The sequence below is a fragment of the Halorubrum salsamenti genome, assembly GCF_007671685.1.
GTDB classification, from domain to species: domain Archaea; phylum Halobacteriota; class Halobacteria; order Halobacteriales; family Haloferacaceae; genus Halorubrum; species Halorubrum salsamenti.
Genome location: NZ_VCNL01000003.1, coordinates 385,871 through 410,425 on the forward strand (window position 1 = coordinate 385,871; position 24,555 = coordinate 410,425).

At 71.3% G+C, this 24,555-nt stretch carries 19 protein-coding genes and 1 pseudogene; 7 read left to right on the plus strand and 13 right to left on the minus strand.

Annotation, left to right across the window (positions count from 1 at the left end):
• The 11 genes from FGL94_RS10945 to FGL94_RS10995 form a co-directional block, all read right to left on the minus strand.
• Positions 1-744 (minus strand): cob(I)yrinic acid a,c-diamide adenosyltransferase, encoded by a 744-nt coding sequence (locus FGL94_RS10945; RefSeq protein WP_144924796.1) that lies wholly within the window; start codon positions 742-744, stop codon positions 1-3.
• Positions 741-1,496 carry an adenosylcobinamide amidohydrolase gene (locus FGL94_RS10950; protein WP_144924799.1) on the minus strand — a complete coding sequence of 252 codons (756 nt, stop codon included), beginning with the start codon at positions 1,494-1,496 and terminating at the stop codon, positions 741-743. The genes FGL94_RS10945 and FGL94_RS10950 overlap by 4 nt, the downstream gene beginning before the upstream one ends.
• On the minus strand, positions 1,489-2,553 hold the full coding sequence (locus FGL94_RS10955; protein WP_144924803.1) for a pyridoxal phosphate-dependent aminotransferase: 1,065 nt from the start codon (positions 2,551-2,553) through the stop codon (positions 1,489-1,491). Before FGL94_RS10955 ends, FGL94_RS10950 begins: the two co-directional genes overlap by 8 nt.
• Positions 2,550-3,233: an NTP transferase domain-containing protein gene (locus FGL94_RS10960; protein ID WP_144925054.1), complete on the minus strand. Its 684-nt coding sequence runs from the start codon at positions 3,231-3,233 to the stop codon at positions 2,550-2,552. Before FGL94_RS10960 ends, FGL94_RS10955 begins: the two co-directional genes overlap by 4 nt.
• Positions 3,233-4,021 carry an adenosylcobinamide-GDP ribazoletransferase gene (gene cobS / locus FGL94_RS10965; protein WP_144924806.1) on the minus strand — a complete coding sequence of 263 codons (789 nt, stop codon included), beginning with the start codon at positions 4,019-4,021 and terminating at the stop codon, positions 3,233-3,235. The genes FGL94_RS10960 and cobS overlap by 1 nt, the downstream gene beginning before the upstream one ends.
• Positions 4,012-5,073 carry a CobD/CbiB family cobalamin biosynthesis protein gene (locus tag FGL94_RS10970; RefSeq protein WP_144924809.1) on the minus strand — a complete coding sequence of 354 codons (1,062 nt, stop codon included), beginning with the start codon at positions 5,071-5,073 and terminating at the stop codon, positions 4,012-4,014. Before FGL94_RS10970 ends, cobS begins: the two co-directional genes overlap by 10 nt.
• Before the next feature lie 5 nt (positions 5,074-5,078).
• Entirely contained in the window at positions 5,079-6,404 is a 1,326-nt protein-coding gene (locus tag FGL94_RS10975; protein WP_144924811.1) for a cobyrinic acid a,c-diamide synthase, read from the minus strand.
• The gene (locus tag FGL94_RS10980) at positions 6,401-7,480 is read right to left on the minus strand and encodes a nicotinate-nucleotide--dimethylbenzimidazole phosphoribosyltransferase (RefSeq protein WP_144924814.1); all 1,080 of its coding nucleotides are present in this window, start codon (positions 7,478-7,480) and stop codon (positions 6,401-6,403) included. The genes FGL94_RS10975 and FGL94_RS10980 overlap by 4 nt, the downstream gene beginning before the upstream one ends.
• An 840-nt stretch (positions 7,481-8,320) precedes the next feature.
• Positions 8,321-8,551, minus strand: coding sequence for a DUF7860 family protein (locus tag FGL94_RS10985; RefSeq protein WP_144924817.1), 231 nt, complete (start codon positions 8,549-8,551; stop codon positions 8,321-8,323).
• Positions 8,552-8,636: 85 nt separating this feature from the next.
• Positions 8,637-10,631, minus strand: a complete 1,995-nt coding sequence (locus FGL94_RS10990; RefSeq protein ID WP_144924820.1) for a type II secretion system F family protein — start codon at positions 10,629-10,631, stop codon at positions 8,637-8,639.
• On the minus strand, positions 10,628-12,934 hold the full coding sequence (locus tag FGL94_RS10995) for a type II/IV secretion system ATPase subunit (protein WP_144924823.1): 2,307 nt from the start codon (positions 12,932-12,934) through the stop codon (positions 10,628-10,630). The genes FGL94_RS10990 and FGL94_RS10995 overlap by 4 nt, the downstream gene beginning before the upstream one ends.
• Positions 12,935-13,228: 294 nt before the next feature.
• Here FGL94_RS10995 and FGL94_RS11000 point away from each other — a divergent pair, with 294 nt between their 5' ends.
• The gene (locus tag FGL94_RS11000) at positions 13,229-14,314 is read left to right on the plus strand and encodes a sulfite exporter TauE/SafE family protein (RefSeq protein ID WP_144924826.1); all 1,086 of its coding nucleotides are present in this window, start codon (positions 13,229-13,231) and stop codon (positions 14,312-14,314) included.
• 24 nt (positions 14,315-14,338) lie between these two features.
• Here FGL94_RS11000 and FGL94_RS11005 read toward each other — a convergent pair whose 3' ends face one another.
• Positions 14,339-15,604: a dicarboxylate/amino acid:cation symporter gene (locus tag FGL94_RS11005; protein ID WP_144924829.1), complete on the minus strand. Its 1,266-nt coding sequence runs from the start codon at positions 15,602-15,604 to the stop codon at positions 14,339-14,341.
• Positions 15,605-15,980: 376 nt separating this feature from the next.
• Between FGL94_RS11005 and FGL94_RS11010 the strand changes: the two genes are divergently transcribed.
• The 5 genes and pseudogenes from FGL94_RS11010 to FGL94_RS11025 all read left to right on the plus strand — a co-directional run bounded on the left by FGL94_RS11010 (position 15,981) and on the right by FGL94_RS11025 (position 19,881).
• Positions 15,981-17,132, plus strand: a complete 1,152-nt coding sequence (locus FGL94_RS11010; protein WP_144924832.1) for a sensor histidine kinase — start codon at positions 15,981-15,983, stop codon at positions 17,130-17,132.
• 85 nt (positions 17,133-17,217) lie between these two features.
• Positions 17,218-18,204, plus strand: coding sequence for a bile acid:sodium symporter family protein (locus FGL94_RS11015; RefSeq protein WP_144924835.1), 987 nt, complete (start codon positions 17,218-17,220; stop codon positions 18,202-18,204).
• A gap of 51 nt (positions 18,205-18,255) precedes the next feature.
• Positions 18,256-18,471: pseudogene (locus FGL94_RS11020) on the plus strand (alcohol dehydrogenase catalytic domain-containing protein); the annotation flags it as partial.
• Between the two features lie 135 nt (positions 18,472-18,606).
• Positions 18,607-18,783, plus strand: a complete 177-nt coding sequence (locus FGL94_RS18330; RefSeq protein ID WP_186313393.1) for a hypothetical protein — start codon at positions 18,607-18,609, stop codon at positions 18,781-18,783.
• Between the two features lie 186 nt (positions 18,784-18,969).
• Positions 18,970-19,881, plus strand: a complete 912-nt coding sequence (locus tag FGL94_RS11025; RefSeq protein ID WP_144924838.1) for an HpcH/HpaI aldolase/citrate lyase family protein — start codon at positions 18,970-18,972, stop codon at positions 19,879-19,881.
• Between the two features lie 510 nt (positions 19,882-20,391).
• Here the strand turns inward: FGL94_RS11025 and FGL94_RS11030 are convergent.
• Complete coding sequence (locus FGL94_RS11030; protein ID WP_144924840.1) at positions 20,392-20,760, minus strand: VOC family protein; 369 nt, start codon at positions 20,758-20,760, stop codon at positions 20,392-20,394.
• A gap of 105 nt (positions 20,761-20,865) precedes the next feature.
• On the opposite strand from FGL94_RS11030, the gene FGL94_RS11035 reads away from it, so the two are divergent.
• Positions 20,866-23,967 carry an FAD-binding and (Fe-S)-binding domain-containing protein gene (locus FGL94_RS11035; RefSeq protein ID WP_144924842.1) on the plus strand — a complete coding sequence of 1,034 codons (3,102 nt, stop codon included), beginning with the start codon at positions 20,866-20,868 and terminating at the stop codon, positions 23,965-23,967.
• Positions 23,968-24,555: the final 588 nt, after the last annotated feature.

Consider the following 24,555-nt stretch of genomic DNA (forward strand, 5'->3'; position numbering starts at 1 on the left):
TCAGTACTCCGTCCCCCGCCGGGCGCGGTGGCCCGCGTCGAACGGGTGGGTCTCCTTCCGGACGTTCGTGATCAGGTCGGCCACGCCGTCGAGGTACGCGGGTTCGTCGTGGCTCCCGGTGAGGACGAGTTCGAGGGCCTCGGGTTTCGACTCCGCGAGCGCGACCACATCGTCGGGATCGACGAGCCCGCGGTCGGCGGCGTACAGCACCTCGTCGAGTATCAGCATGTGGACGCCCTCGTCGGAGTCGCCGTCGAGCGGGAGCGGTTCGGTCAGGTCCGCGTCGGCGGCGCCCGCGACGAGCGCCTCCGCGCGCTCGAACGCCGCGCTCGCCTTCGCCTCGTGTTCGTCGTCAGCGGAGCCGTCGAGGAGCCCGTGCCAGCCGTAGTGTCCGGCGTTCTCGTAGGAGAAGCCGGGCATGGCGGCGACCGCGTTGTACTCCCCCCTGACGCCTTCGACGCTGTCGGCGCCGCCCTTCATGAACTGGAGCATGTGGACGCGGTAGCCGTGGCCCGCGGCCCGGAACCCCATCCCCATCGCCGCCGTGGTCTTCCCCTTGCCGTCGCCCCACCACGCCTGCACGAGCCCGAACTCCTCGGGCGCGGCCGGCTCGATCGGCGCCGGTTCGGGGGCCGCGCCGCCGCCGGGAGTTCGGGCGGCCGGGTTCTCGTCCCTCTCGGCCGATTCTTCGTCTGTCGATGCGTCTGCGTCGCCGTCGTCGCCGTCTGTGTGGTTTGTTGTCATAGATCGAAGACCTCCGCCCGGTCGTCGGCGACGACGCCGTGCTCGGCGTCGGCCGTCGGGCCGGGGTACTCGCCGTCCGGGTACCGAGACCGCAGGCTCGCGCGGACCGCGTCCCGGACGCAGACGCGGGCCGCCGCGCCGACCGGGGTAGCGCTGCCCGAGAACGCCGCCGGCTCCCCGGTCGGGTCGTCGCCGACGACCACCGCGTCGCTCGTCGTCCCCGGCACGCCCGCCGTCGCCAGCAGCGTCGCCGCCTTCGCCTCGGCCGCGACCGCGACGAGGTTCGCCGCCGCGCCGTCCGCGAGCCGGCGGGTCGTCCCGACGATCAGATTGACCGTGCCGGGTCGCCGGGGCGGCTCCTCGGTCGGCGCCTCGGCCGGCGCGTCGGCGGCACGCTCGGAGTCGCTAGCGCCGTCGTCGTTCGCCGCTCCCGCCGGCTCCATCGGCAGCATCGCCGGGTTCGACAGGCCGACGGTCGCGTACGCGACGACCGAGCCGAAGCGCGCACCGCGGGCGTGGGTCATCGAGACGCCGGTGAAGAGGGTCGGCGGGCCTCGTTCACTTTTAAACCCCACCCGCGCCAGCCGCTCGTCGCGGTACGCGCCGAGGTCCGTCCGGTCGAACCCCTCCGGCACCGAGACGTTGTAGGCGGCGTTCGCCCGCGATCGCCCCCCGTTCCAGCCGGTGGAGAGCCAGCGCGTCTCTGGTCGGCACAGTCGGAGCACGCCCTCGCGCACGGTCGCGTCAAACATCGTCGTCCCCCGTCTCCCCGTCGTCCGTCGGTCCGTCGCCGACCCCCAGCGCCGCGAGCAGGCGGTCGTTCTCGGCGGGTCGACGCACCGCGACCCGGACGTGCGAGTCGAGTCCGCGGAAGGTGGTCGCGTCCCGGACCGCGACGCCGCGGTCGCGGGCGTCCGCGACGACCCGGTCGACCGAGCGCCCCCTCTCCACCTCGCCCACGTCGAGCAGCAGGAACGGCGCCTCGGAGGGGGTTACGCCGTACCGCTCCGCGAGCGCCGCGGCCATCCGCGATCGCTCCGAGCGGACGCGCTCGCGGGTCTCCCGTATAAACCCCTCCTGCCGCATGCAGTGCGCGCCGGTCGAAAGCGCCGGGACGCTCACGTTCCACGGGCGCCGGGCGCGCTCCAGCGCCGCGCCGAGGTCCCCCGTCGCGACCGCGAACCCCGTCCGGATCCCGGGGAGCCCGAACAGCTTCGTCAGCGACCGGGCGACGACGACGCCCTCGGCTCCCGCGAGCGAGGGGCGGTCGGTGAACCCGCGGAACGCCTCGTCGACGAGCAGGGGCGTGTCGGCCGCGCGGCACCGCGCCGCGAACCGCTCCAGCTCCCTCCGGCCGTAGTCGGTCCCCGTCGGGTTGTTCGGGGCGCAGACGACCGCGAGCGCGTGGTCCGTCGGGTCGGCGTCGAGGACCGCATCGGCCGCGACGAAGGCGGGGTCGCCGCCCTGCAGTCGCACCTCGCGGGCGTACTCCGCGAAGCTCGGCGCCGGGAGCAGGGCGGTGTCGCCCGGGTCGACCGCGAGCGCGACCGCGGCCCTGATGGCTGCGAGCCCCCCCGGCGTCGGCACGACCGCGTCCGGGTCGCAGTCGACGTACTCGGCGGCGGCCTCGCGGAACGCCGCGGGGGGTTCCGCCGGGTACGACCGGGCGGCCTCGAAGGCGTCTCGGTACGCCTCCGCGACGCCCGGCGGGACCTCGGGGTTCGTGTTCGCCGAGAAGTCCAGCAGGTCGGGGTCGTCGCTGCTCCCGTGCGGTTCGCGGTCGAGTCCGAGCGCGCTGTCGAGGTTCATGAGTCGGTGGGGTGTCGTCCGGAGCCGTCGGTCGGTGGTCTCTCCGAGTCGCGCTTCAGCAGTCGTTCCGCGGTCCGCACGTCCGACGGGTAGTTGACGTTGACGGCGAACCGGGCGTCGTCGGTGAGGTGGACGGCGCCGGCGTCGCCGTCGGCGGCGTCGCCGTCCTCCGTGTCGTTCTCGGAGCCGTCCCCAGACCCACCGACGACGTTGATCCCGGCCGGAACGACCTCGCGGCCGGCGATCTCGGTCGTCGCGTCCGCGCTGACGCCCAGTTCGCGCTTGCGGACCGCCGGCACGCAGACGGTGAGCGAGTCGCCCTCGGCGGCGCGAGCCGCGTCGAGAACCGCGTTCACCGCCGCGCCGTCGAGCAGCGGGAGGTCGGCGGCGACGGTCAGGAGGGGGCCTCCGCCCGCGCCGACCGCGTCCATCGCGTACTGCAGGTCGGCGACGTAGCCGTTCCCGGGCGCCTCGACGACCGACAGCGACGGGGACTCGCTCGCCCGGCCAGCGAGGTGTGTTCGCGTCCGCGTCGAGTGCGGAGAGACGACCGCGTGGGTCGCCTCGATCCGGCTCTCGGCGAGCGCGTCGAGTACGCGATCGACCATCGGCCGTCCCGCGATCTCCCGGAGCGGCTTCTCCGTCTCGCCGCCGAGGCGGGTGCCGCGGCCGCCGCACATCAGAAGCGCGTCCACGCGATCACCCCCGCGTGCAGCGCGGCGACCCGCGCGATCTCCGTCGTCGCGCCGAGCACGTCGCCGGAGACGCCGCCGAGCCGGCGGCGGGACCAGCGCGCGACGAGCGCGGCCGTCGCCAGCGCGGCGACGAGGGTCGAGAGGCCCGGCAGGACTCGCGGCCACGCGAGCAGCGCGGCGGGCGCCGCCAGCGCGATGACGGGGAGCGCCGATCCGGGAGCTGACTCGTCGGTCAGCGCGGAGCCGAGCCCCTCGTGAGGCGCGTCGCCGACGCAGACGAGCGCCGCGGTCGCGGCCTTCGCGCCGACCTCCGCGGCGACGACGATCCCGAGCGCGGCGAGGGAGACGCCGCCGCTCCCCGCGGTCGCTCCGACCTCGATCAGCGCGAGCGCCGCGGTCGCCAGCCCGAGCACGACCAATGCGAGCGCGACGGTCCCGCCGACGCCGATCTCGGAGTCCTTCAGCACGCGGCGGCGCTCCTCGCGGTCGCCGTGGACGACCGCGGCGTCGCCGAGGTCGGCCACGCCGTCGAGGTGGCCGATCCCCGTGACGGCGTAGACGGCGAGGACGAACGCGAGCGCGACCGTGGGTGCGGGGACCGACGCCGGGGGCGCGGCGAGCAGCAGCGGGGCCGCGACGAGCCCGCCGACGAGGTATCCGACGACCGGGAACGTCCACGGCGAGCGCGCGAACGCCCCCCACGCCGCCTCGTCGCGGCCGACCGGGACCCGAGTGAGGAAGCCGAGGGCGCCCCGGAGCGCGGTCAGGACCACCCGACCACCCCCGCGGAGGTCGGGAGCCACCCCGCCGCGACCGACCAACCGACCGCCGCCAGCCACCCCGCCGCGAGGGCGACCGCGATTCCGCCGGCGACGCCGACGAGCCGGACCGCCCGCTCCGCGTCGGCGACGCTCGGCGGGGTCGCGTCCGGGTTGAGGACGTAGTGGCCGGGCTTCTCCAGTCGGGCGTCGAGCGCGGCCGCGGCGGTCGCCATCGGCCACCCGGAGTTCGGCGACCCCGGCTCGTCGGCCCACGCGGCGGCCCGGCGGAGGACATCGATCGCTCCGGTCGCGACCGCCAGACAGCCCGCGGTCGCGCGGGCCGGGAGGAACATCACGGCGTCGTCGAGGCGCGCGCTCGCCCAGCCGACCGGCTTCGAGCGGTAGCCGAGCATCGAGTCGAGCGTGTTGACGGCCTTGACCCAGACCGCGCCGACGACTCCCGCGACGAGCGGGAGGGTGGCCCCCGATCCGACGACCGCGGTCCCGGCCGTCGGGCCGACCGCGAGCCCGACCGCCGCCCCGAGCGCGAATCCGCAGAGGGGGGCGACGAACCCGTCAGCGAGGTTCTCGGCCGCGCTCTCGACGGCCGCGCTCCGGAGGTCGGCCGGAGTGAGGTCGGTCGCGTCCCGGCCCGCGAGCGCCCGGACCGACTCGCGGGCGGCGTCCGGGTCGGTCTCGGTCAGCGAGACGACCTCCGCGGTCGTCGCCAGCAGCATCCGGAGGCTGACGGTCGAAAAGAGGATCGCGCCGGCGACGAGAACGGGGTGAGCGAGAGAGGCGCGCGAGCTCGGCGCGGCCGCGACCACGACTGCGACGATTCCCCCCGCGACCGCCGCGGCGACGATCGGAAGTCCGACCGCGACCGCGACGCCGACGAGACGGGGGCGCGACCACGATCGGTCGAACCGCCCCGCGACCGACCCGAACAGCGCGACGGGGTGGACCCGGGCCGGCGGCTCCGCGATCGCGAGATCGAGCGCGACCGCGATCGCCAGCGCGGCGAGGGGGGCGATCGCGGCGGCGGGAGCTGAAACGATCGCCATCGCGGTCACAGCCCGTCGAGGAACGCGTCGAACGCCCCGCTTGCCGGGTGGACGTGACAGTACGTTCCGAGCGTTCGGTGTTCGATCAGGCCGTCGCGGTCGCCGTCGATCCCGGTCCCGCGCTCCACGTCGAAGGCGAACTGGGCGTCGCTCGCGGCGTCGGCCTCCGAGTAGTGGAACTCGTGGCCGCGTAGGGTCGAGCCCGCGGAGGCCGTCGGCGCGTCTCGCGTCGCCCGCAACTCGACGTGATCGAGCGCCTGATACCGGTCGCGCATGCGCACGTCGGCCGGGAGGACGCCCGCCATCGCGTGCGTCTCGCCCTCGACGGTCGTCAGCGACTCGGCGAGCGCCATCAGCCCGCCGCACTCGCCGAGCACGGGAGTCCCCTCGGCGGCCGCGCTCGCGACCTCGTCGAGCGCCGGGCTCGCCGCCAGTTCCGCGGCGTGAAGCTCCGGGTAGCCGCCGGGGAGGTAGACGCCGTCACAGGGCGGGAGGGGGTCGCCCGCGACCGGAGAGAACGCCTCGACCGTCGCCCGCTCGCGCAGGCGCTCGATCGTCGCCGGGTACGCGAACCGGAAGGCGTCGTCGCGGGCGACGGCGACGCGGGGGCGGTCGTCGTCCGCGTCGGTCGACGCCCGCGCCTCGACCGCTTCCGCCGGCTCCGCCGCGCCCGCCGGCTCGCGCGCGACGTCCATCAGTCGGTCGAGCCTGAGCCCCTCCGCCGCCGCGTCGAGCGCGTCGTCGGGCACGGGCGACTCGTCGCCCATGTGGAGGCCGAGGTGGCGGTCGGGAACCTCTAGGTCGTCGTTCGGCGGAATCCGGCCGAGGTACGCGAGGCCGTCCGAGAGCGCCTCGCGGATCCCGTCGGCGTGGCGCCCGCCGTGCGCGCGCTGGGCGATCACGCCGGCAACGTCGACGTCGCGGCCGATCCGGTCGGCGTACGCCCGAAAGCCGAGCGCGGTCGCCGCGACGCTCTCCATGCCGGCGCTCGCGTCGACGGCGAGCACGACCGGGAGGTCGAGCGCCTCGGCGACCGCGGCGGTACTCGACTTATCCCCGTCGTACAGCCCCATCACGCCCTCGACGACGCAGACGTCGCCCTCGCCGCGGGCGTAGTTCCGGCGGAGGCCGTCCTCGCCCTGGAGCCACAGGTCGAGCGTGCGCGAGGGGCGCCCCGCGACGCGCTCGTGGTGGCTCGGGTCGATGAAGTCGGGGCCGGCCTTCGCCGGCTGGACGGCGTGTCCCGCATTTTCTAGCGCCCGGATCGCCGCGAGCGTCGCGACCGTCTTGCCGACGCCGGAGGCGGTGCCGCCGAGGACGAACCCCCTCATCGGGAGCCGCCCCCCGTCGGGCCTCCCACTTCCCGCTCGGCCAGCAGGCGGTCGGTGATCGACGCCACGCGGTCGCGCACGTCGCCCGCGGGGACGCCGGCGCGTTCGGAGAGGGCCAGTGCCCCGCCCATCCCGACGCCCTCCTTCGCCTCCCCGCGGGCGTACGCCGTCATCGCCGGGTGGTCGCTCTCGCCGAACGCCGGGTCGGTCGCGGCGAGCGTCAGGCCGAGGTCGTCCGCGAGCGCGCCCACGTCTGCTGAGGGGTCGTCGGCGACGAACGAGGTCGTCGCGAGCGGGAGTCGGCGCTCGACGCCCGCGTGCCGAGCGAGCGCGGCGACCGCCGCGAGCTGGGTCCCGCCCGCGAGCGTGACCGGCACGCCGCGCTCGACCGCGCCGACGACCAGCCCCGTGGCCGCGGCGAGCACGGGGTCGCCCATCAGACGGAGCGCGTCGAGCGGGTCGCCGGCCGCGTCGCCGGCGGCGATCCCGCTGGCGGCCAGCCCCTCGTCGACGACCGCTCGCTTCGTTCCGAGGGGGTTCGCCGGCAGCGACGAGGAGACCGCCGGGCGCTCGCCGAGCGCGGTGAGGGCGCCGAGCGCGGTCGTCGTGCCGCCGGGGATCGTCTCGGCGACGAGGAGTTCGCGGTCGGCGTCGCCGCCGTCGGACGCGTTCGCTCCCCCGCCCACCGCCTCCGGCACCAGTCCGCGCGCCCGCTCGAAGACGGCTGCAGCGTCCGGGACGGGCTCCGAGTCGCGCACGTCGCCGCCGGGCGCGGCGTCCGCGTCGAGGACCGGCGCCCCCGTCGGTGCCGTCGGGACCGCGAGCCCGGCGTCGACCCCGACGAACTCGAAGCCGACGAGCTCGCGCACGGCGCGGGTGACGACCGCGGGGGTCGGACAGCCGGAGGGGCTGACGGGGACGGCCGAGTCGGGGGCCGGCCGCCCGTCGGCGACGATCTCGAGGTCGGCGCTGGGGGTGTGTCTCCGCAGCTCCGGGTCCGCGCCCGCGGCGCTGATCCCGTCGATCGCGGCGGTCGCGGTCGTTCCCGCGACGACCGCGAGAGTCACGTCGCTCACGCCGACCCCCCGGCTCGCAGCCCCGATCGGTCGGGTCTCTGGGCCGGTCGATCGCGTCCGTCGCCGCCCCGGTCGATGATAACCACTAGCGGTTGATTAGCACAAGCGGACTTTAATCGATCGGGACTGGAGGTCGGAGTGAGTGCCGGTCGGCCGGTAGTGAGTCGATTCGCGACCGGCTCAGAGCGAGAGATGATTTTCGAGATCTGTTGGAACCTTACTTCAGATGTGATGTGTCTGAACCAGACACGCGCGGGAGACCGCTTCTCGATCGATAGCGGGAGTGGGTGTTTCAGAATCATGACAACGATCCAGTATTTAAACTATCGTGAGCGCCAGCAGCATCTACTTATAAACGCGGTGCGGTGGCGCGCGCCTCCGAGTGGCCGCCGAGGGCGGCCACGAGGAGCGCGTGCGAGGGAGCCCGCGGCCGCCTCTGGCGGCCGCGGCGAGGCTGGGGAGGTGTGAGGCTGTGCGATTGGGTGGGGCTCAAAGGGGCAGCCGTGAGGCGGGCGCAGGAGACGTAAGCACCGCAACGAAGGAGCGATAGCGACTGAGCGAGGAGCGCAGCGAGCGTGCGCCCGCCTCACGGCTGGGGCTTTGGAGAGCATCACCGCAGAGCCGTCGATCACTTATAAACCACCAACAGCAACACCCCGATCCGACTTATAAATGACCACACCACCACACTGAGAGACGTACTCCCGCTATCGATCACCGTTCTGTGTGTATTGATCGCAGTCGGATCGGGACATATCGGCTGTGGAGGGGTTCAACAGCACCGGTTTGTGAGGAAGATCGGACGGAGCGGGCGATCAGATAAATCCGGTTCGGCCCACGCTACTCGGTGAGCGGGAGGAAGATCCCGAAGACGAACGGGGTGACGAGCGCGATCGCGGTTCCGAGGAACTCCAGATCGAGGAGGAGCTGCTCCTCCCAACCCGGCACCTGCGCGCCCGTCAGGTGGATGTACGCCTCACCGACGGCGCCGATCAGAAACAGCCCGATCCCGAGCAGGACACCGCGTTTAGTGATCGTGGGGTAGTCTATGTTGCCGTAACGGCCAGCCATAGGCAACGGTTTTTCCGAGAATCTGATAAGGATTGCTGTTCGATAAGTCTCGCATCAGCGTCGAAACGGCTGCGGGGCCCGCCGCCTACGCCAACCCGCCCGCGGTGAACACCGCGTAGCAGATCGCCACGAGCAGCCCGGAGTGGAACAGCGCCGCGTAGCGCCCGCGGGAGGCGGTCCCGGCGAACCAGCCCGACGCGAGCATCGTCGCCTGCGTGACGACGTACAGCCGGAAGCGTTCGAGGTCGGGGAGGACCGTCTCCGGTTCGGTCACGAGGTCGGTGGCGCCGGCGAGGTCGGCGAGCCGCGTAGCGTCGATCACCTGCGTGTTGACGACGGTGACGACCGCCGCGACCAGCGCGGCCGCCGCCCAGCCGACCGCGACGTACGGGTGCATCGAGGAGCGCAGCGCCCGCTGCTCGCTGTAGAGCCGCCCCACCTCGATCCGGAGCGTCTCGAAGACGGCGTCGGCGTCGCTCCCGGCGTTCATGGCGTCGGTAACGACCCCGAGCGTCCCCTCGGCCAGCGGGGTCCCGACTCGCTCGACGAACCGGTCGATCGCGGCCGCGCGGACGTCGGTCGAGGGCGCCGACTCTCCCGTGCTTCCCGTTCCCTCCGTGCTTCCCGTTCCCTCCGCGCCTCCCGTCGCGGTCGTCGACCGGAGCGCGAACGCGAGGTCGGCCACGTCGTCGTCGAGCACGCCGAGGTCCGCGTCGCGCGCGACCGCCTCGACCGCCGCGGGGAAGGGTCGCCCCTGCGCGACGTGGCCCGAGACGGCGTGGACGAAGTCCGCCAGCTCGCGGTCCTTCGCGTCGTCGATCCGGGTGCGTCTGCCCGCGACGGCGCCGACGGGCAGCGCGAACGCCGCGTACGAGAGCAGTCCCACGTTGACGAGCGTGTACCCCGCGAACGCGAGCGCGAGCGCGAGCAGGGCCGCGGGCGGCGCACAGACGACCGCGGCGCTCGCCGGGTTGCGTCCGGCGGAGACGACGATCCCACGGGGCGTCGCCGGCAGGTCGTATCTCGCGCGCTGGTTCGGCGGGCGGAGCGTGCCGACCGCGACCGCCCCGGTAAGTCCGATAGCGACGAGGAAGGCGACGGCGCCGTAGAGGACGACCGCTCGCGTCGGTACCACGCCGACCGGGGTGTCGACCGGCGGGAGGAGCTCCGGAACGACGACCGTGAGCGCGGTCGCCGCGATGACGAGCAGCGCCGGCAACACCAACACGACGACGAACAGCTCCGTGAGCAGCTCCAAGAACCGGCGGGCGCGCTTCCGGGCCCGGTCCTGCCGGTGTGCGAGCATCCGGCGCTCCGTCCGCAGGTACTCCGCGAGCGCCGCGTCGCCGGTCGCCGCGTGCTTGCGGAACTTGAGGAGGAACGGCGCGAGCAGCTCCCGCGAGGGGGTGTCGCGGGCGACCCGACGCAGTCCCTCGTCGAGGCTCCCGGCGAGCCGCGCGGCGTTGAGCGCCTTCCGCAGCGAGGCCGCGGTCCCGCCGTACGCGCCGTTCGAAGCGACCTTCTCGACCATCTCTCGGGGACCGTCGCTCCCGGCGGCGAGCAGTTCGAGGTACCGGACCGCGGGCGGGAGCGTCCGCTCGATGTCGGTCCGGCGGGTCGCCGTGAGCCACCGGAGGTGAAGCCCGCCGAGTCGCACCGTCGCGCGCTTCGCGAGGAACCCGGTGAGCCCGGCGACGACGACGGCGGCGCGATCCGCCGACAGCGACGCGATCGGGACCGGCGAGCGCGCGCCGATCCGGGCGTCTGCCGCCGCGAGCAGGCCCGGCGCCGTCGACGCGGCGACGAGCAGCGCCGGGACGATGACGGCGGCGCAGACGACCCACGAGAGCCCGTACACCCGCGACAGGTACGTCTCGAACCCCGTGTCGAGCGCGGTCCCGCGGTAGCGCTTCCGGTCGGCGTCGTGCCGGCGGTCGCCCGCGTGGCGCGCGAACAGGGCGTACAGCACGCGGTCGACCACCGAGTAGCCGCCGGCCCGCGTGAAGCCGTCGGTCTCGGCCGCGTCGAGCGCGCGACGGCCTCCCGACGCGTCGGTTCCCGTCCGGGGGTCCCCGCTCACGGCCGCCCCTCCCCGTCCGCCGTGCGGGCGGCGCGCTCGACGGTCGCCGCCTCGTCGGTCCGGAGGTCCGCGAGGAACTCGAATAACGCGTCGAAGTCGTCGACTCCGTCACGGACGAGGTACTCGACGTACCGGCGCTTGGACGCGAACTCGGACTCGACGGCGTCGACGTCGCGGTCGGTGTGGTCGGCGACGCGAGCGAGCGCGTGGAGGCGGCGCCCGTCGCCGGGGGCGGCCGGCGCGTCGCTCTCGGGAGCGCCCGGGAACCGGAACTCGCCGTCGGCGTCGCGCCACGCGACCGTGTTGTAGTACACCGCTTCGGTCCCCTTATCGACGACGCCGGCGCCGCCGTGTTTGGGGTTCCCGGTCGGGCTGCGCGTCGCCTCCGGGTCGAGCGCCTCGTACTCCGCCTCGGAGAGGAGCTCGACCGCCCGCGAGACGTAGCGCTCGCCGTCGACCTGCCGCGGGAAGACGACGAGGTCGACCTCGCGGAGGAGGTACGCCGGGAGCCCGCGCTCGATCACGCGGTTGACGAGCGCCTCCACGTCCTCGGCGTGAGTGGTCCCGATCACGCCGTGTCCCGTGTTCAGGGTCTCCGCGAACGTCTCGAAGCTCGCGGGGGTGTTGATCTCGGCGATGACCTCCACGTCGGGGTTCAGGTAGTTCGCTTCCGCCATCAGCTCCGACATGCTCACGGCCTTATACGCGTCCTCGTGGTCGCGCGTCGTGAGCGACACCCCGGTCTCGTGCGGAAGTCGGACCTCGCGGGACCCCTCGTCGATCGACACCGGGCGGTCGTCGAACGGGATGAAGGGCGTGTGGGCGTTGAGCAGGGTCGTCTTCCCCACGCCGGTCGGTCCGGCGAAGAGGACGACCCCGCGGTGCTCGTACAGCAGCCACAGCAGGGTGACCAGATCGGGCGAGAGCGTCCCCCGATCGACCAGATCGACGGGCGTCAGGGCGTCCGCGCTCTGTTTGCGGATCGAGACGTGCGGCCCGCCCTCCGAGATGACGGGGAGCGCCACGGCACACCGGACCGTCTCGTCGACCCCGTCGACGTCGAGGTTCACCTTCGCCGACGGCGTCGACGCGTTGAGCTCGGTGCCGTCGCGGGCCGCCAGCCCGGTGACGACGTTGACGAACGCGGTCTCGTCGTCGAACGCGAGGTTGGTCGGGACGCGTCGCCCGGCCTCCCGGGCACCACCGACCCCACCCTCCTCGGTCCCCTCCAAGACCGAGGTCCGGGGAACCACCTTCACGCGCTCGCCGACGCGGTTCGCCTCCACGTCCTCTAAGTTCGGGTCGCGGATCGGTATCGTGAGTATCCCCTCGCCGACGAAGTCGCGGAGCACGTAGTACGCCAGGTCGTCGAGCCGGTCGTGGGCGTACCGCGAGTCGACCGGCGGGACCGCGAGCCCCCGGTCGGCCAGCGCGGAGCGGGCGCGGTGGGCCGCCGCGCCGAGCCACGCGCGGGTGTTGCGCGCGGTGAGCCGCCGGGAGAGGAACCGGCGGGCGTGCTCGGCGACGAACGCCTCGCGGTCGTCGACGACGCCGTTGACGGTCGTCTCCCAGATGCGCTGTTTGCACTCCTCGATCAGCGCCTCGTCGCCGGGGAGGAGGTCCGGCTCGCGGACGGCGTACTTCGTCTCGAACGCGTCGGAGCCGAGCAGTCGCTCGCGTGAGACGACCACCTCGACGGAGAGCCCGGCGAACCCGACCGCGTACCGGGCGAGCCGCTCGGCGGCGACGCGCTCGACGTACTCGGCGTCGGCGTCGAGACCGGTCTCCAAGGGCGCGAACGTCTCGGTGTGGACGACCAGCTCGCGCTCGTCGCCCACGTCCGCCACCTCGATCCGGTCGTCCAAGGCGAGCGGCGTCACGTCGCCGAGGAGACGGAGGTCTCGCAAGGCGTGGTAGTCGATCCGGCGGCGCGCCGCGGCGCTCGCGTCGAGCAGTCGGTCGAGCGCGCGCTCGTACTTCGGCTCGAACCCCGCCTCGGCGCGCTCGTAAACGCCGACCCGCGTGAGCGGGCGGCGGTGGCGCACCCCGGAGAAGTGGTCGCGGACGCGGTCGAGCGCGCGCTCGTCGGCCGACGACAGCGGCGGCTCGCGCACGTCGTACCCGAACCGGCCGCCGTCGCGCTCGCGGACGGTCGCCACGACCCCCGGCTCCGATTCGTACTGCGCGCGAACTGCAGGCGCGTACCACGCCTCGGGGTCGTCCGGCGGCACCGGCGCGGGCACCGCGCCGCCCGGGTCGTCGTCCGCGTCGTCGACGATCCGGAGGGTCGGCCCGTCGCTCACGGATAGGCTCCCCGCGTCGCTCGGTTCGTCGCGGCGTCGTCGTCACGTCTCCGCGGCATCGTTCGATCCGCGGGTGGCCGACGGGCGGTTTAAGAGTTATTTTCTGTCAGTGGTAGATAATTTCAGTGTTCGAAAATATTCGTGCAAACGATCGAATTCGTCGTCGAACCGATCGGGCTCGGCATCGCCGACTCGGTCGGAAGCGTGCCCGTGAACGTGGATGATAGTTCGTTCAAATTCTCACAAATAAAAACCCATTTATAACGCTCTCCGTAATTCGCGTTCCACGCCTCAATGAGCGCTTCACTGTCGGGTGGCGTGCAGCGTACCATTCTCCGGTATCAGCACGTCCTCGTGTTCCTCGCCCCCCTCCTGTTCGTCGCGGGGGTGTACGGCTTCGCGCCGACGCCGGCCGACGCCGGCGTCGGCTACTGGACCGAGTACTGGTGGCTGTTCGTCGCGTTCCTCGTCGGCGCGACCATCGTCAACACCGTCGGAATCAGCGGGTCGGCGCTGTTCGTCCCGTTTCTCATCTTCGTCTTCCCGCTCGTCGCGTACCCGCTAGAGCCGACGACGCTGGTGAAGATCGGGCTCATCAGCGAGTCGTTCGGGCTGTCGAGCTCGTCGCTCGCGTTCATCCAGTACGGGCTCGTCGACCGACGGCTCTCGCTGTCGCTCGTGCTGGGCGGCGTCCCCTTCGTCGTCGGCGGGGCGCTCCTCTCCTTCGTCATCCCCGAGCCGCTGTTCCACGCGCTGTTGGGTATCGCCCTGATCGCGGCCTCCTACCTGCTCTTCCGAGCCGATCTGGGACACGGGGAACCGACGGGGAGCGGGGACGGTGAGGAAGTCGCCGCGGACGGCGGGTCGCCCCGAGACCTCCCGGACGACGCGAACAAGCTCGGGCCCGCGGGCGTCGACACCGACGAGTCCGGCACGGTCACCCGGGTCGACCGCGACGGCGACGACTACGTCTACTCGCGCGGCGGCTACCTCGAACGGTTCGCCAACTACAGCGTCGGCGGCGTGTTCCAGGGGCTCGCCGGCTTCGGGATCGGCGAACTCGGGATCATCTCGATGCTCCGGACCGAGGTCCCGGTCCGCGTGGCGATCGGTACGAACCACATCGTCGTCGCGACGACCGCCGTGCTGGCGTCGGTGGTGCACGTGTTCGGCGGCGGGCTGGTCGGCGGCCACGCGATGGACCTGGCGACGACGCCGTGGAACATGGTCGTCTGGACCGTTCCGGCGACCACGCTCGGCGGCCAGATCGCGCCGTACGTCTCGACGGCGCTGAACACCGAGACGATCAAGCTGGGCGTGGGCGGGCTGTTCGCGGTCATCGCCGTCGCGCTGTTCGCGATGGCCGGCGGCGGGATCTGACGGCGGCGCCCGGCGCCGATCCCCCTACTCGCCCCACACGCCGTCGGTGAGGTCGACGGCGTCGTTCCACTTGCCGACCACGGTCGCGACCGCCAGGTCGCCGGTGACGTTGTTCATCGTCGCGATGCGGCCTAAGATCGGGTCGACGCCGGCGACGAAGCCGACGACCGCGAGCGGGAGCCCCACCTGACTCAACACGACGGTCAGCATGACGAGCCCGGCGCCGGGGACGCCCGCGGTCCCGATGCTGATCAGCACGGCGACGACCAACACGAGGAGCTGCTCGGTGAGCGCGAGCGGCTGTCCCACGGCGTTGGCCGCGAACATCACGGTGATCGCCTGTCGGATCGCGGCGCCGTCCATGTTGGCGGTGGCGCCGACGGGGAGCGCGAACGAGTACACCCGCTCTTCGATCCGGAGGTCCTCCTCGGCGTTCGTCATCGTCACCGGGAGCGTCCCGCTGGACGAGCGCGTCGCGAAGGCGGTGAGCATCGCGTCCTTCGCGCCCCTGAGGAACGCGACGGGGGAGACGCCGGCGACCACGCGCATGAGCACGAACAGGTAGGTGAACGAGATGTGGACGACGACCGCGACGCCGACCGCCAGCACGAGCGCGCCGAGCGAGGAGAACACGCCGACCCCCTCCGTGCCGATACCGACCGCCATGAGGGCGAACACGCCGATAACGCCGTACTCCAACACGCCGCGGACGACCACGAACATCGCCTCGGCACCGATCTCGAACGCCTCGAACACGCCGTCGACCCGGTCTCCGAGCTCCGGCTTCTGCGCCCGGACGTAGGTGAGCGCGATGCCGAACACGATCACGAAGAAGACCGTCGCGAGCAGGTTCCCGTCGGCCATCGCGGCCACCGGGTTGTTCGGGACGATGCCGAGGACGACCTCGGTCAGCGACGGCGGCGCCTGCGACTGCGCCTCGCCGCCCGTGAACTCCACGCCGCGACCCGGTTGCAGCAGGTTCGCGACCGTGAGCCCGATCAGCCCGGCGAGCGTCGTCGTCGCGGCGTAGAGCCCGACCGTCGCGCCGCCGATCCGCCCGAGCTTCGCCGGCGAGAGCTGTCTGATCCCGGTGAGCAGCGTGAAGACGATGATCGGGACGACGAGCATGTTGAGCAGGCGCAAGAAGAGGTCGCCGAACGGTTCGACGACGGTCATCCGCTCGCCGAAGACCGCGCCGGCGAGCGATCCGAGGAGGAACGCGACCGCGATGCGGTAGATGAGCGGTACCGATCGGTACCGACGCCACAGCGATCCGATGAGACTGGCCATGTCGACGGGTGGCGATCCGCGGGGGAAATCCCTGCGTTACGGACCGGGCTTGAAGCGATCTGTGACGCCGTGTTCGGGATGTCTCACCGTCCGCCTGTCGCGAGGAATCGGCTACCGGACGGCGGAAGTTCGGCAGACGCGCGAGCGGCTGCGGCGGCGGAGACCGAGCGATCCGTTCGTCCCGCGTCGAGGGCGGGTCGACCGTGAGACGGTCCGTCACCGATACCGGCAAGCGAACGCCGGTTCCCCGGCTTCGGCGAGACGCAATCGCGACGGACCGCGTTCACCGACTCCCGGCGTCAGATTTCGGTCCCCGATTTTTCGAGCTGATACCGAACCGGGAACCGTTAAATCCCGTGACGACGAGTCGACACTAATGCGGACGACACGGCTCCGGAACGCCGGGGAGCTGGGGCTGCTCGCGGCCGTCGGCCTCGTCCCCCTCGGATACCACCTGACCTCGCTGTCGGCGATGAGCGACCCGACCGCGATCGTGACCGGCGCGCTGGTCCCGATCGCGTGTAGCGCGCTCGTCGTCGCCGCGACGGTCCCGGTCGCTCGGTCGCCGCTCTCCCCGACGTACACCCTCCGGGTCACCGGCTGGAGCGCGCTGGGGGCGCTGACGCTCGGGGCGGTCGCGCTGCTTTTCGTCACCTACGAGCTGAGCCAGGGCCCGCCGCCGGAGGGGCCGTCCGTCGTCATCGTCGGCGCGGCGTCGGTCGGGTCGGTGTTCGGGCTCGCGTTCGGGCTGACCGACGCGCGACAGCAGCGCGCGCAAGACCAGATCGAACGGGCGAACGACCAGCTCACGGTGTTGAACCGGGTGCTCCGCCACAACATCCGGAACGCGATGACGGTCGTCCGCGGACGGGTCGAACTCCTCGGCGAGCGCGCCGACGGCGGCGAGGAGAGCGTCGCCGTCGTCGCGGAGAACGTCGATCGACTGCTGACCGTCAGCGAGCACGCCCGCCACATCGGCGAAGTGATCGGTCCCGACGGCGCCGACGAGGACGTGGAGGCGAGCGTGGACCTCGTCGATGTCGTCGACGGCGTGATCGAGCGGCTCCGGGCCGAACACCCGGACGTCGAGTTCGACGCCCCCGTCGCGGCGGCGTGTCGGGTGCGGGCGCACCCGCTCGCCGAGGTCCTCGTGTCGGAGGTGATCGAGAACGCGGTGGTACACAACGAGGGCGACGCGCGACGGGTCGACGTCTCGGTCCGGCGGGTCGGCGACGACGCCGCGCTCCGGGTCGCGGACGACGGCCCGGGGATCCCCGAGGAGACCGTCGAGACCCTCCGGCGCGGCTACGAGACCTCGATGCGCCACACCGACGGCCTCGGGCTGTGGCTCGCGCAGTGGGTCGCCGACCGGTCCGACGCCGACCTCGCGTTCGCGTCGACCGCGGAGGGGCAGGTCGTCGCGGTCCGGTTCGAGCGCGTCGAGGAGACGGAGGGGGTGCCCGCGAGCGACGAACTCCTCGGGGCGGCGACGGCGACAGCGACGACTGAAGGCGACAGCGACGACTGAAGGCGACAGCGGCGCCTCGCGGGACAGACGGAGAACCTTGCCCGAACTGTAGGCCCTTTCAGTCGGTCGGGCAAACGCCGACGAGATGACCGCACTGGACCGACTCGAACGGGTTGGTGAGTTCACGAGCAAGTACTTCGTTCTCTGGGTTCTCGTCGCCTCCGGGGCCGCGCTGTACGCGCCGTCGGCGTTCACGCCGATCGCCGACTACATCACCCCGCTGCTGGGGGTGATCATGCTCGGGATGGGGCTGACGCTCACGCCGGACGACTTCAAACGCATCGTGGAGCGCCCGCGCGACGTGCTGATCGGCGCGGCGGCGCAGTGGCTCGTGATGCCGACGCTCGCGTACGCGCTCGTCGTCGTCCTCGGGCTCCCGTGGGAGGTCGGCATCGGGCTGGTCCTCGTCGGCGCGGCGCCGGGCGGGACCGCCTCGAACGTGATGACCTACCTCGGCCGCGGCGACGTGGCGCTGTCGGTGACGATCACGACGGTGACGACGATCGCCGCCCCGCTCGTGATGCCGGCGTGGATCGTCGCGCTCGCCGGCGAGCAGATCTCGGTCACCTTCGCGCAGCTCTCCGAGACCATCATCTGGGTCGTGCTCGTCCCGGTCGTGGCGGGGCTCGTTCTGCGACTGCTGCTCGACCGCTACGCGCCGACCGCGGCGAAGGTCGGGCTCTCGGTGTTCCCCGCGATCAGCGTCGTCGCTATCGTGGCCATCGTGGCCGCCGTCGTCGGCCTCAACGTCGAGAACATCCTCACCGCGGGCGCGCTGGTCGCCGTCGCCGTCGTCCTCCACAACGGACTCGGTCTCGGCGCCGGCTACGGAGTCGGGAAGCTGACCGGGATGGCCGAGGACCGGGCCCGAGCGTGCGCGTTCGAGGTCGGCCTCCAGAACAGCGGGCTGGCCGTCGCGCTCGCGACCGCCTTCTTCGATCCCATCGCGGCGCTGATCCCGGCGCTGTTCAGCGTCTGGCACAACGTGAGCGGCCCGGCGCTGGCGACGCTGTTCACCCGGATCGACGGCGAACCGATCTCCGAGTACGAGCCGTCGGTCGGCGCCGACTGAGTTCTCGGAACCGACCACGCCCTTTTGTGACGCGCGCCGGTAGCAGGTTCCATGCGCGCCGCCATTTGCAACGGTCCCGGCGACATCGGCGTCGAGGAGCGACCGCGCCCCGAGATCGAGGCCCCGACCGACGCTATCGGCCGGGTGACTCACACGGCGGTCTGCGGCTCCGACCTGTGGTTCTACCGCGGCGACAGCGACCGCGACGAGGGCTCCCCGGTCGGTCGCGAGCCGATGGGGATCGTCGAGGCGGTCGGCGACGAGGTCGACGAGGGGTACCGCATGATGGACGAGCGCGAGGCGGTCAAGGTGCTCGTGAAGCCCTAGGATACCAGTTGTAGTCGTTTTCGCCCCGGTCTCGGCGTAATCCTTATCAGCGGACAATTCGTGTTGATAGTTGTCATGTGTCACCACAACTCCGAGGCGCGCTCGGTCGAGGGGATCCGGGAGCGCCACCGGTCCGAGGAGGCGGACGCGCGTCTCGACGAGCCCTCCGACGCCGAGGCCGTCGACGACCCGGCGGACGGGCGCGAGGAGCGCGACCCCCCGACGGAACCGCGCGCCCCGGCCGACGACTGAACGACCGGGGCCGGCTCCGCCCGAGCTCCGACGGGTTTTCGCGGTCGACGGCTCGGTGAGTGACTTCGATCGGGAGGGCGGTCTCGGAGGACGGCCTCACGCGAGGTTCACTCGGTCCTGACTCAGAGAAAATACCCCCGCGTAAGGTATCTTTATTTTCATGGATAAGCATGATAGACTCGCTATATGACGGACGTTACCCTTCGCCGGACGCAGCTTGCAACGCCTGCGAGCGACGAGAAAATGATGCACTCGGCGGCCGACAGCGACGCCGACGAGGTGTTCCTCGATCTGGAGGACTCCGTGGCGCCGAACGCCAAGCCGGACGCTCGCGAACCCCTCATCGAGGCCGCCCGCGAGGAGGACTGGAGCGACAAGGTCCTCAGCTTCCGGATGAACGGCATCGACACCAAGTGGTGGTACGACGACCTGATCACCGTCGTCGGCGAGGCCGGCGAGTTCATCGACGACATCATCGTTCCGAAAGTGAAGTCCGCCAGCGACGTCCACACCGTCGAGAACCTGCTCGCACAGGTCGAGGAGAACAACGGGCTGGAGGTCGGCGGGATCGGGCTCGAACCCCAGATCGAGGACGGCGAGGGGATCCACAACGTCCACGACATCGCTCACGCCTCCGACCGGCTCTCGTCGATCATCTTCGGCCCGGGCGACTACTCCGCGGCGATGGGGACGCCCGGACTCGACATCGGCCAGTTCCCGGAGTACCCCGGCCACTACTGGCACCACGCCCTCTCCGAGTGTAACTCCGCGGCGAAGTCGGCCGGTCTGCCGTGTCTCGACGGCCCGTACGCCGACATCGAGGACGCCGACGGCTTCCGCGAGTCCGCCGAGAACGCCAACATGATCGGCTGTGACGGCAAGTGGGCGATCCACCCGTCGCAGATCGAGATCGGTAACGAAGTGTTCGCGCCGGACCAGGAGACCGCCGAGCGCGCCAAGCGCATCGTCGACGCCTACGCCGAGGCGATGGAGGAGGGCAAAGGCGCCGTGAGCGTCGACGGCCAGATGGTCGACGAGGCGACCAACAAGATGGCCCAGGACATCGTCGAGACCGCCGAGGCCGCCGGGATCCTCTAAGGCCGCGCCCGACTTCGACTCGGGCGCTTCCGACACACCGACTTTTTCGCGTCGAGCGCGTTCCGGAGCGGCAGTAGTCGATCACGGGAGTGAGTGTATCAGGCTGGGTGAGTGGTTGTTTATAAGTAGTCGAGCGGTGCCGCTGGCGGGTATTTATAAGCGATCGACTGGTCTGCGGTGAAGGCCTCCAAAGCCCCAGCCTCGTCGGTCGCCCTCCGCGTTGCTTCGGGCGACCGACTCCAGCGAGGGACCGAAGGTCCCTCTGGCAGCCGGCGCGCAGCGCCGGCGACCTCGTGCGGGCTGCGCACGCCCCCGCGTCGTTCTTTATAAGTGATCGTCGCAGCCGCTCACTCTCCTTTTAAACACCGTCTCGTCACCGCGATCTGTAACACCCGCTCTCGCTATCGAGCGCCGCTATGTCCGTACTGACCGAGAGATAGCTCTCACCGGGGCGTGAACCGTTCTGCGCCAGCAGCCCGGATAAATCCCGCCCCCGCTTCCCGGCGCCGCTTATAACGGCTCGATCAGCTCGACCGCGTGCCCGTCGGGGTCCTTCACGAAGGCGGTGCGCGCGCCGGCCTCCGGCTGGTCGCCGGGCTCCTTCACGACGCCGTGGTGGTCGATCGCCTCGAACGTCGCGTCGACGTCGTCGACGCCGATAGCGACGTGGTCGTAGCGGTCGCCGTCGTCGCCCGGTTCCTCGCCGTCGGTGTCGGACAGCTGGAACTCGACGCCGGCGTCGTCGGCGACGTACACGTTGCGCGTGTCGCCGTCGGCGGTCGTGAACTCCCAGGAGCGCTCGAACCCGAGCTGCTCGACGTACCAGTCGGCGGTGCGGTCGGCGTCGGCCACGTTGAGGCACGTGTGGAGTATCTCCATGGGCCTCGGTATCGCGGCGACACAATAAATCCCGGCGAGGTCGCGCGCTCCCGCAAAAGTATCATTAACAAAGGTTTTATTCACGTCTCGTCCCCCGGTTATCGTATGGCAACTGAGCCCACGCGGGGAAGTGGCACTCCCGACCTGGACACGTCGGCGGCCGCGCTCGGTCACGATCGACCGGACGTGCCCGCCTACCGGGCGCTCGCGGAGGACCTCCGCGAGCGCGTCGCCGGCGACGTCCAGTTCGACGAGTACGCGCAGGTGCTGTACGCGACCGACGGGAGCATCTATCAGGCGCGCCCCGCCGGCGTCGTGATCCCGCGCTCGGTCGAGGACGTGCAGGCGACGATGGAGGTCGCGGCCGACCACGAAGTCCCCGTCATCCCGCGAGGAACCGGGTCCTCGCTGGCCGGGCAGAGCGTCGGCCCGGGCTGTGTCGTGCTCGACTTCTCGACGTACATGGACGAGATCGTCGAGGTCCGCCCCGACGAGCGCCGGGCGGTGGTCCAGCCCGGGGTCGTTCAGGACCACCTCGACGACCGGCTCGCCGAAGACGGACTCAAGTTCGCTCCCGACCCGGCCTCCTCCGCGCGGGCGACCGTCGTCGGCGGCATCGGCAACAACTCCACGGGCGCCCACTCGGTGCGATACGGGATCACCGACGCGTACACGGAGGAGCTGAGAGTCGTGCTCGCGGACGGCTCGCTGATCCACACCCGCGAGGTCGTCCTGGACTCGCCGGAGTACGAGGAGATCGTCGGAAAAGGCGATCAGGAGGCCGCGCTGTACGAGACCACCCGACGGCTCGTCGAGGAGAACGAGGCCGAGATCGACGAGAAGTACCCGAACCTCAAGCGCTCGGTGTCCGGGTACAACCTCCACAAGGCAATCTACGAGAACGACGAGGGCGAGGAGGTGATCAACCTCTCGAAGCTGTTCGTCGGCGCCGAGGGGACGCTCGGCACGATCGTCGAGGCCGAGGTGTCGCTCGTCACGCGCCCCGAGGAGACGGCGCTCGCGCTGTACACCTTCGACTCGCTGGTCGACGCGATGAAGGCGGTCCCCGAGGCGCTGGAGTTCCCCGTGAGCGCGGTCGAGCTGATGGACGACGAGGTGTTCTCGCTCGCCGCGGACTCGCAGGAGTTCGCGCAGTACGCCGAGCCGATCCCGGACCGCGCCACGGCGGCGCTCATGCTGGAGTGGGACTCCGAACTCGTCGACGACTTCGAGGAGGCCATCGCCGACACGAACGCGCACTTCGTCGAGGAGGGCGACGCGTTCGACGTGCTGGAGGCGTACACCGACGAGGCCCAAGCCGACCTCTGGAACCTCCGGAAGGCGGCCATTCCCCTCTTGATGAGCATGCAGGGCGACCCGAAGCCGTACCCGTTCATCGAGGACGCGACGGTGCCGCCCGAGGAGCTCGCGGAGTACGTCGGGCAGTTCGAGGAGGTCCTCACCGACCATGACACGTCGGCGGCGTACTTCGCGCACGCCGGGTCCGGAACCCTCCACATCCGGCCCATCCTCTCGCTGAAGGAGGAGGAGGGCGTCGAGAAGATGCACTCCATCGCCGACGACGTCACCGACCTCGTCATAGAGCACCACGGCGCCTTCTCGGGCGAGCACGGCGACGGCCTCGCGCGCACCGAGTTCAACCCGAAGATGTACGGCGAGGCGCTCTGGAGCGCGTTCCAAGAGCTCAAGTCGACGTTCGATCCCGAGTGGCGGATGAACCCCGGGAAGGTCGTCTACGTCGACGGCGACACCGCCGCCGAGCGGGGCTACCCCGACACCGCCGCCGACACCGACATGCGCGAGAACCTCCGGTACGGACCGGAGTACCAGTCGATCGAGCCGCAGACCGAGCTGGACTTCTCCGACGAGGGCGGCTTCTCGCACCTCGTCGAGCTGTGTAACGGCTGCGGCACCTGCCGGGAGGTCGACTCCGGCGTGATGTGTCCGACCTACCGCGCCTCCGAGGAGGAGGTCCAAGCGACCCGCGGTCGGGCGAACATGCTCCGAGCCGCGATCAGCGGCGAGCTCGACGACGACGAGATCCACTCCGACCGGTTCCAGGAGGAGGTGCTCGGGCTCTGCGTCGGCTGTAAGGGGTGTCAGAGCGACTGTCCGACCGGCGTCGACCTCGCGAAGCTCAAGGCCGAGGTGAAACACGAGCACCACGAGGAGGAGGGCTCCGGGCTCCGCGAGCGGATCTTCCGGGACATCGACCGCTTCTCGGCGCTCGGGAGCGCGCTCGCGCCGGTGTCGAACGCGGCGACGAAGATCCCCGGCGCCCGGAGGGTAATGGACGCGGTCGCGGGGATCGCCCCGGACCGCAAGCTGCCGACGTTCCGCTCCGAGAGCTTCGAGGAGTGGTTCGAGGCGCGCGGCGGGTCGACGGTCGACCCCGCGGAGGCGGTCGACACGGTCGCGCTGTTCCCCGACACGTACACCAACTACAGCTACCCGGCGGCGGGGAAGGCCGCCGTCGAGGTGCTGGAGGCGGCCGGCGTTCGGGTGGAGGTGCCGGGCGATCTGGCGCCTTCGGGCCGCGCGGCGTTCTCGACGGGCTTCCTCGACGACGCCCGCGAGCGCGCCGAGACGAACGTCGCGGCGCTCGCGCCGCGCGTCCGCGAGGGGCAGTCCGTCGTCTTCGTCGAGCCCTCGGACGCGGTGATGTTCCAGGACGAGTACCTCGACCTCCTCGACGGCGACGATGTCGAGACGGTGTCGGCCGCCGCGTACGGGGTCTTGGAGTACCTCGACGCCGGTCGGGTCGACGAGCGGCTGGCGTTCGACGCGCCCGCGGAGTCCCTCACGTACCACGGCCACTGCAACCAGAAGGCGACGAACAAGGACCACCACGCGGTCGGCGTGCTCCGTCGGGCCGGCTACGACGTGGACCCGCTCGACTCCTCCTGTTGCGGGATGGCCGGCTCGTTCGGCTACGAGTCGGAGCACTACGACATCTCGAAGGCGATCGGCCGGATCCTCTTCGATCAGGTCGACGAGAGCGACGGCGAGACGGTGACCGCGCCGGGCGCCTCCTGTCGGTCGCAGCTCGGCGACCGCGACGCCGACGCCGAGAACCCGCCGCATCCGATCGAGAAGGTCGCCGAGGCGGTGACCGGCCCCGCGCCCGACGCCGTCGCCGACGCGACCGACTCCGGCGCGGCTAGTGCGTCGCCCGCGGACGACTGAGTCACCGTCGCGGGCGACGGGCCCCGCGACGCTTCCCTCGGGTGCAGATTTTCGCCGCCGCCCCGCGCGAAGACGAGCAGCGAACGATATCTACCCGTATTACACATCTCGAGCATCCCCAGTACGGGGCGGGTGACGAGCGACACCGGAAGTGGGTGAATCAGATCGACATCGACCATACGGTGTTTAAAAAGAGTGAGCGACTGCGACGGTCACGTATACGGAACGACGTGGTCGGCGCGCGCCGCCGAGCGCTCGCAGGGTGCGAGTAGTGAGGGACTAGAGGTCCCTCTGACAGCCGGCGGCGGAGCCGCCGGCGAGACCGCAAGAACGAGTGACGAGGACCGCGGTTCGAGAGAGCGAAGCTCTCCCGTCATCGCCAGAAATCGGTGATTTCTGGCTAGCAGTCAGAACGCTTTGCGTTCTGACGACATCACGAAAGGCGCGCAGCGCCTTTCGAACGACAGCAAGGCCCCCGAGCCCTCGCGACTGGGGCTTTGGAGGTGTCCACTGCTGATTCGCTGCTGGTTATTTATAAGCGAGAAGCCGGGACTTGGGAGCGCTCTTTCCAGATCGTCGATCGGTTGT

What these genes read in the sequence shown, in the direction of transcription:
- FGL94_RS11010 (WP_144924832.1), top strand. Translation starts at nt 15,981, where the DNA reads ATGCGGACGACACGGCTCCGGAACGCCGGGGAGCTGGGGCTGCTCGCG.
- FGL94_RS11000 (WP_144924826.1), top strand. Translation starts at nt 13,229, where the DNA reads ATGAGCGCTTCACTGTCGGGTGGCGTGCAGCGTACCATTCTCCGGTAT.
- FGL94_RS10970 (WP_144924809.1), bottom strand. Translation starts at nt 5,073, where the DNA reads ATGGCGATCGTTTCAGCTCCCGCCGCCGCGATCGCCCCCCTCGCCGCG.
- FGL94_RS11015 (WP_144924835.1), top strand. Translation starts at nt 17,218, where the DNA reads ATGACCGCACTGGACCGACTCGAACGGGTTGGTGAGTTCACGAGCAAG.
- FGL94_RS10985 (WP_144924817.1), bottom strand. Translation starts at nt 8,551, where the DNA reads ATGGCTGGCCGTTACGGCAACATAGACTACCCCACGATCACTAAACGC.
- FGL94_RS11035 (WP_144924842.1), top strand. Translation starts at nt 20,866, where the DNA reads ATGGCAACTGAGCCCACGCGGGGAAGTGGCACTCCCGACCTGGACACG.
- FGL94_RS10975 (WP_144924811.1), bottom strand. Translation starts at nt 6,404, where the DNA reads ATGAGGGGGTTCGTCCTCGGCGGCACCGCCTCCGGCGTCGGCAAGACG.
- FGL94_RS10950 (WP_144924799.1), bottom strand. Translation starts at nt 1,496, where the DNA reads ATGTTTGACGCGACCGTGCGCGAGGGCGTGCTCCGACTGTGCCGACCA.
- FGL94_RS11030 (WP_144924840.1), bottom strand. Translation starts at nt 20,760, where the DNA reads ATGGAGATACTCCACACGTGCCTCAACGTGGCCGACGCCGACCGCACC.
- FGL94_RS18330 (WP_186313393.1), top strand. Translation starts at nt 18,607, where the DNA reads ATGTGTCACCACAACTCCGAGGCGCGCTCGGTCGAGGGGATCCGGGAG.
- FGL94_RS11025 (WP_144924838.1), top strand. Translation starts at nt 18,970, where the DNA reads ATGACGGACGTTACCCTTCGCCGGACGCAGCTTGCAACGCCTGCGAGC.
- FGL94_RS11005 (WP_144924829.1), bottom strand. Translation starts at nt 15,604, where the DNA reads ATGGCCAGTCTCATCGGATCGCTGTGGCGTCGGTACCGATCGGTACCG.
- FGL94_RS10955 (WP_144924803.1), bottom strand. Translation starts at nt 2,553, where the DNA reads ATGAACCTCGACAGCGCGCTCGGACTCGACCGCGAACCGCACGGGAGC.
- FGL94_RS10945 (WP_144924796.1), bottom strand. Translation starts at nt 744, where the DNA reads ATGACAACAAACCACACAGACGGCGACGACGGCGACGCAGACGCATCG.
- FGL94_RS10960 (WP_144925054.1), bottom strand. Translation starts at nt 3,233, where the DNA reads ATGTGCGGCGGCCGCGGCACCCGCCTCGGCGGCGAGACGGAGAAGCCG.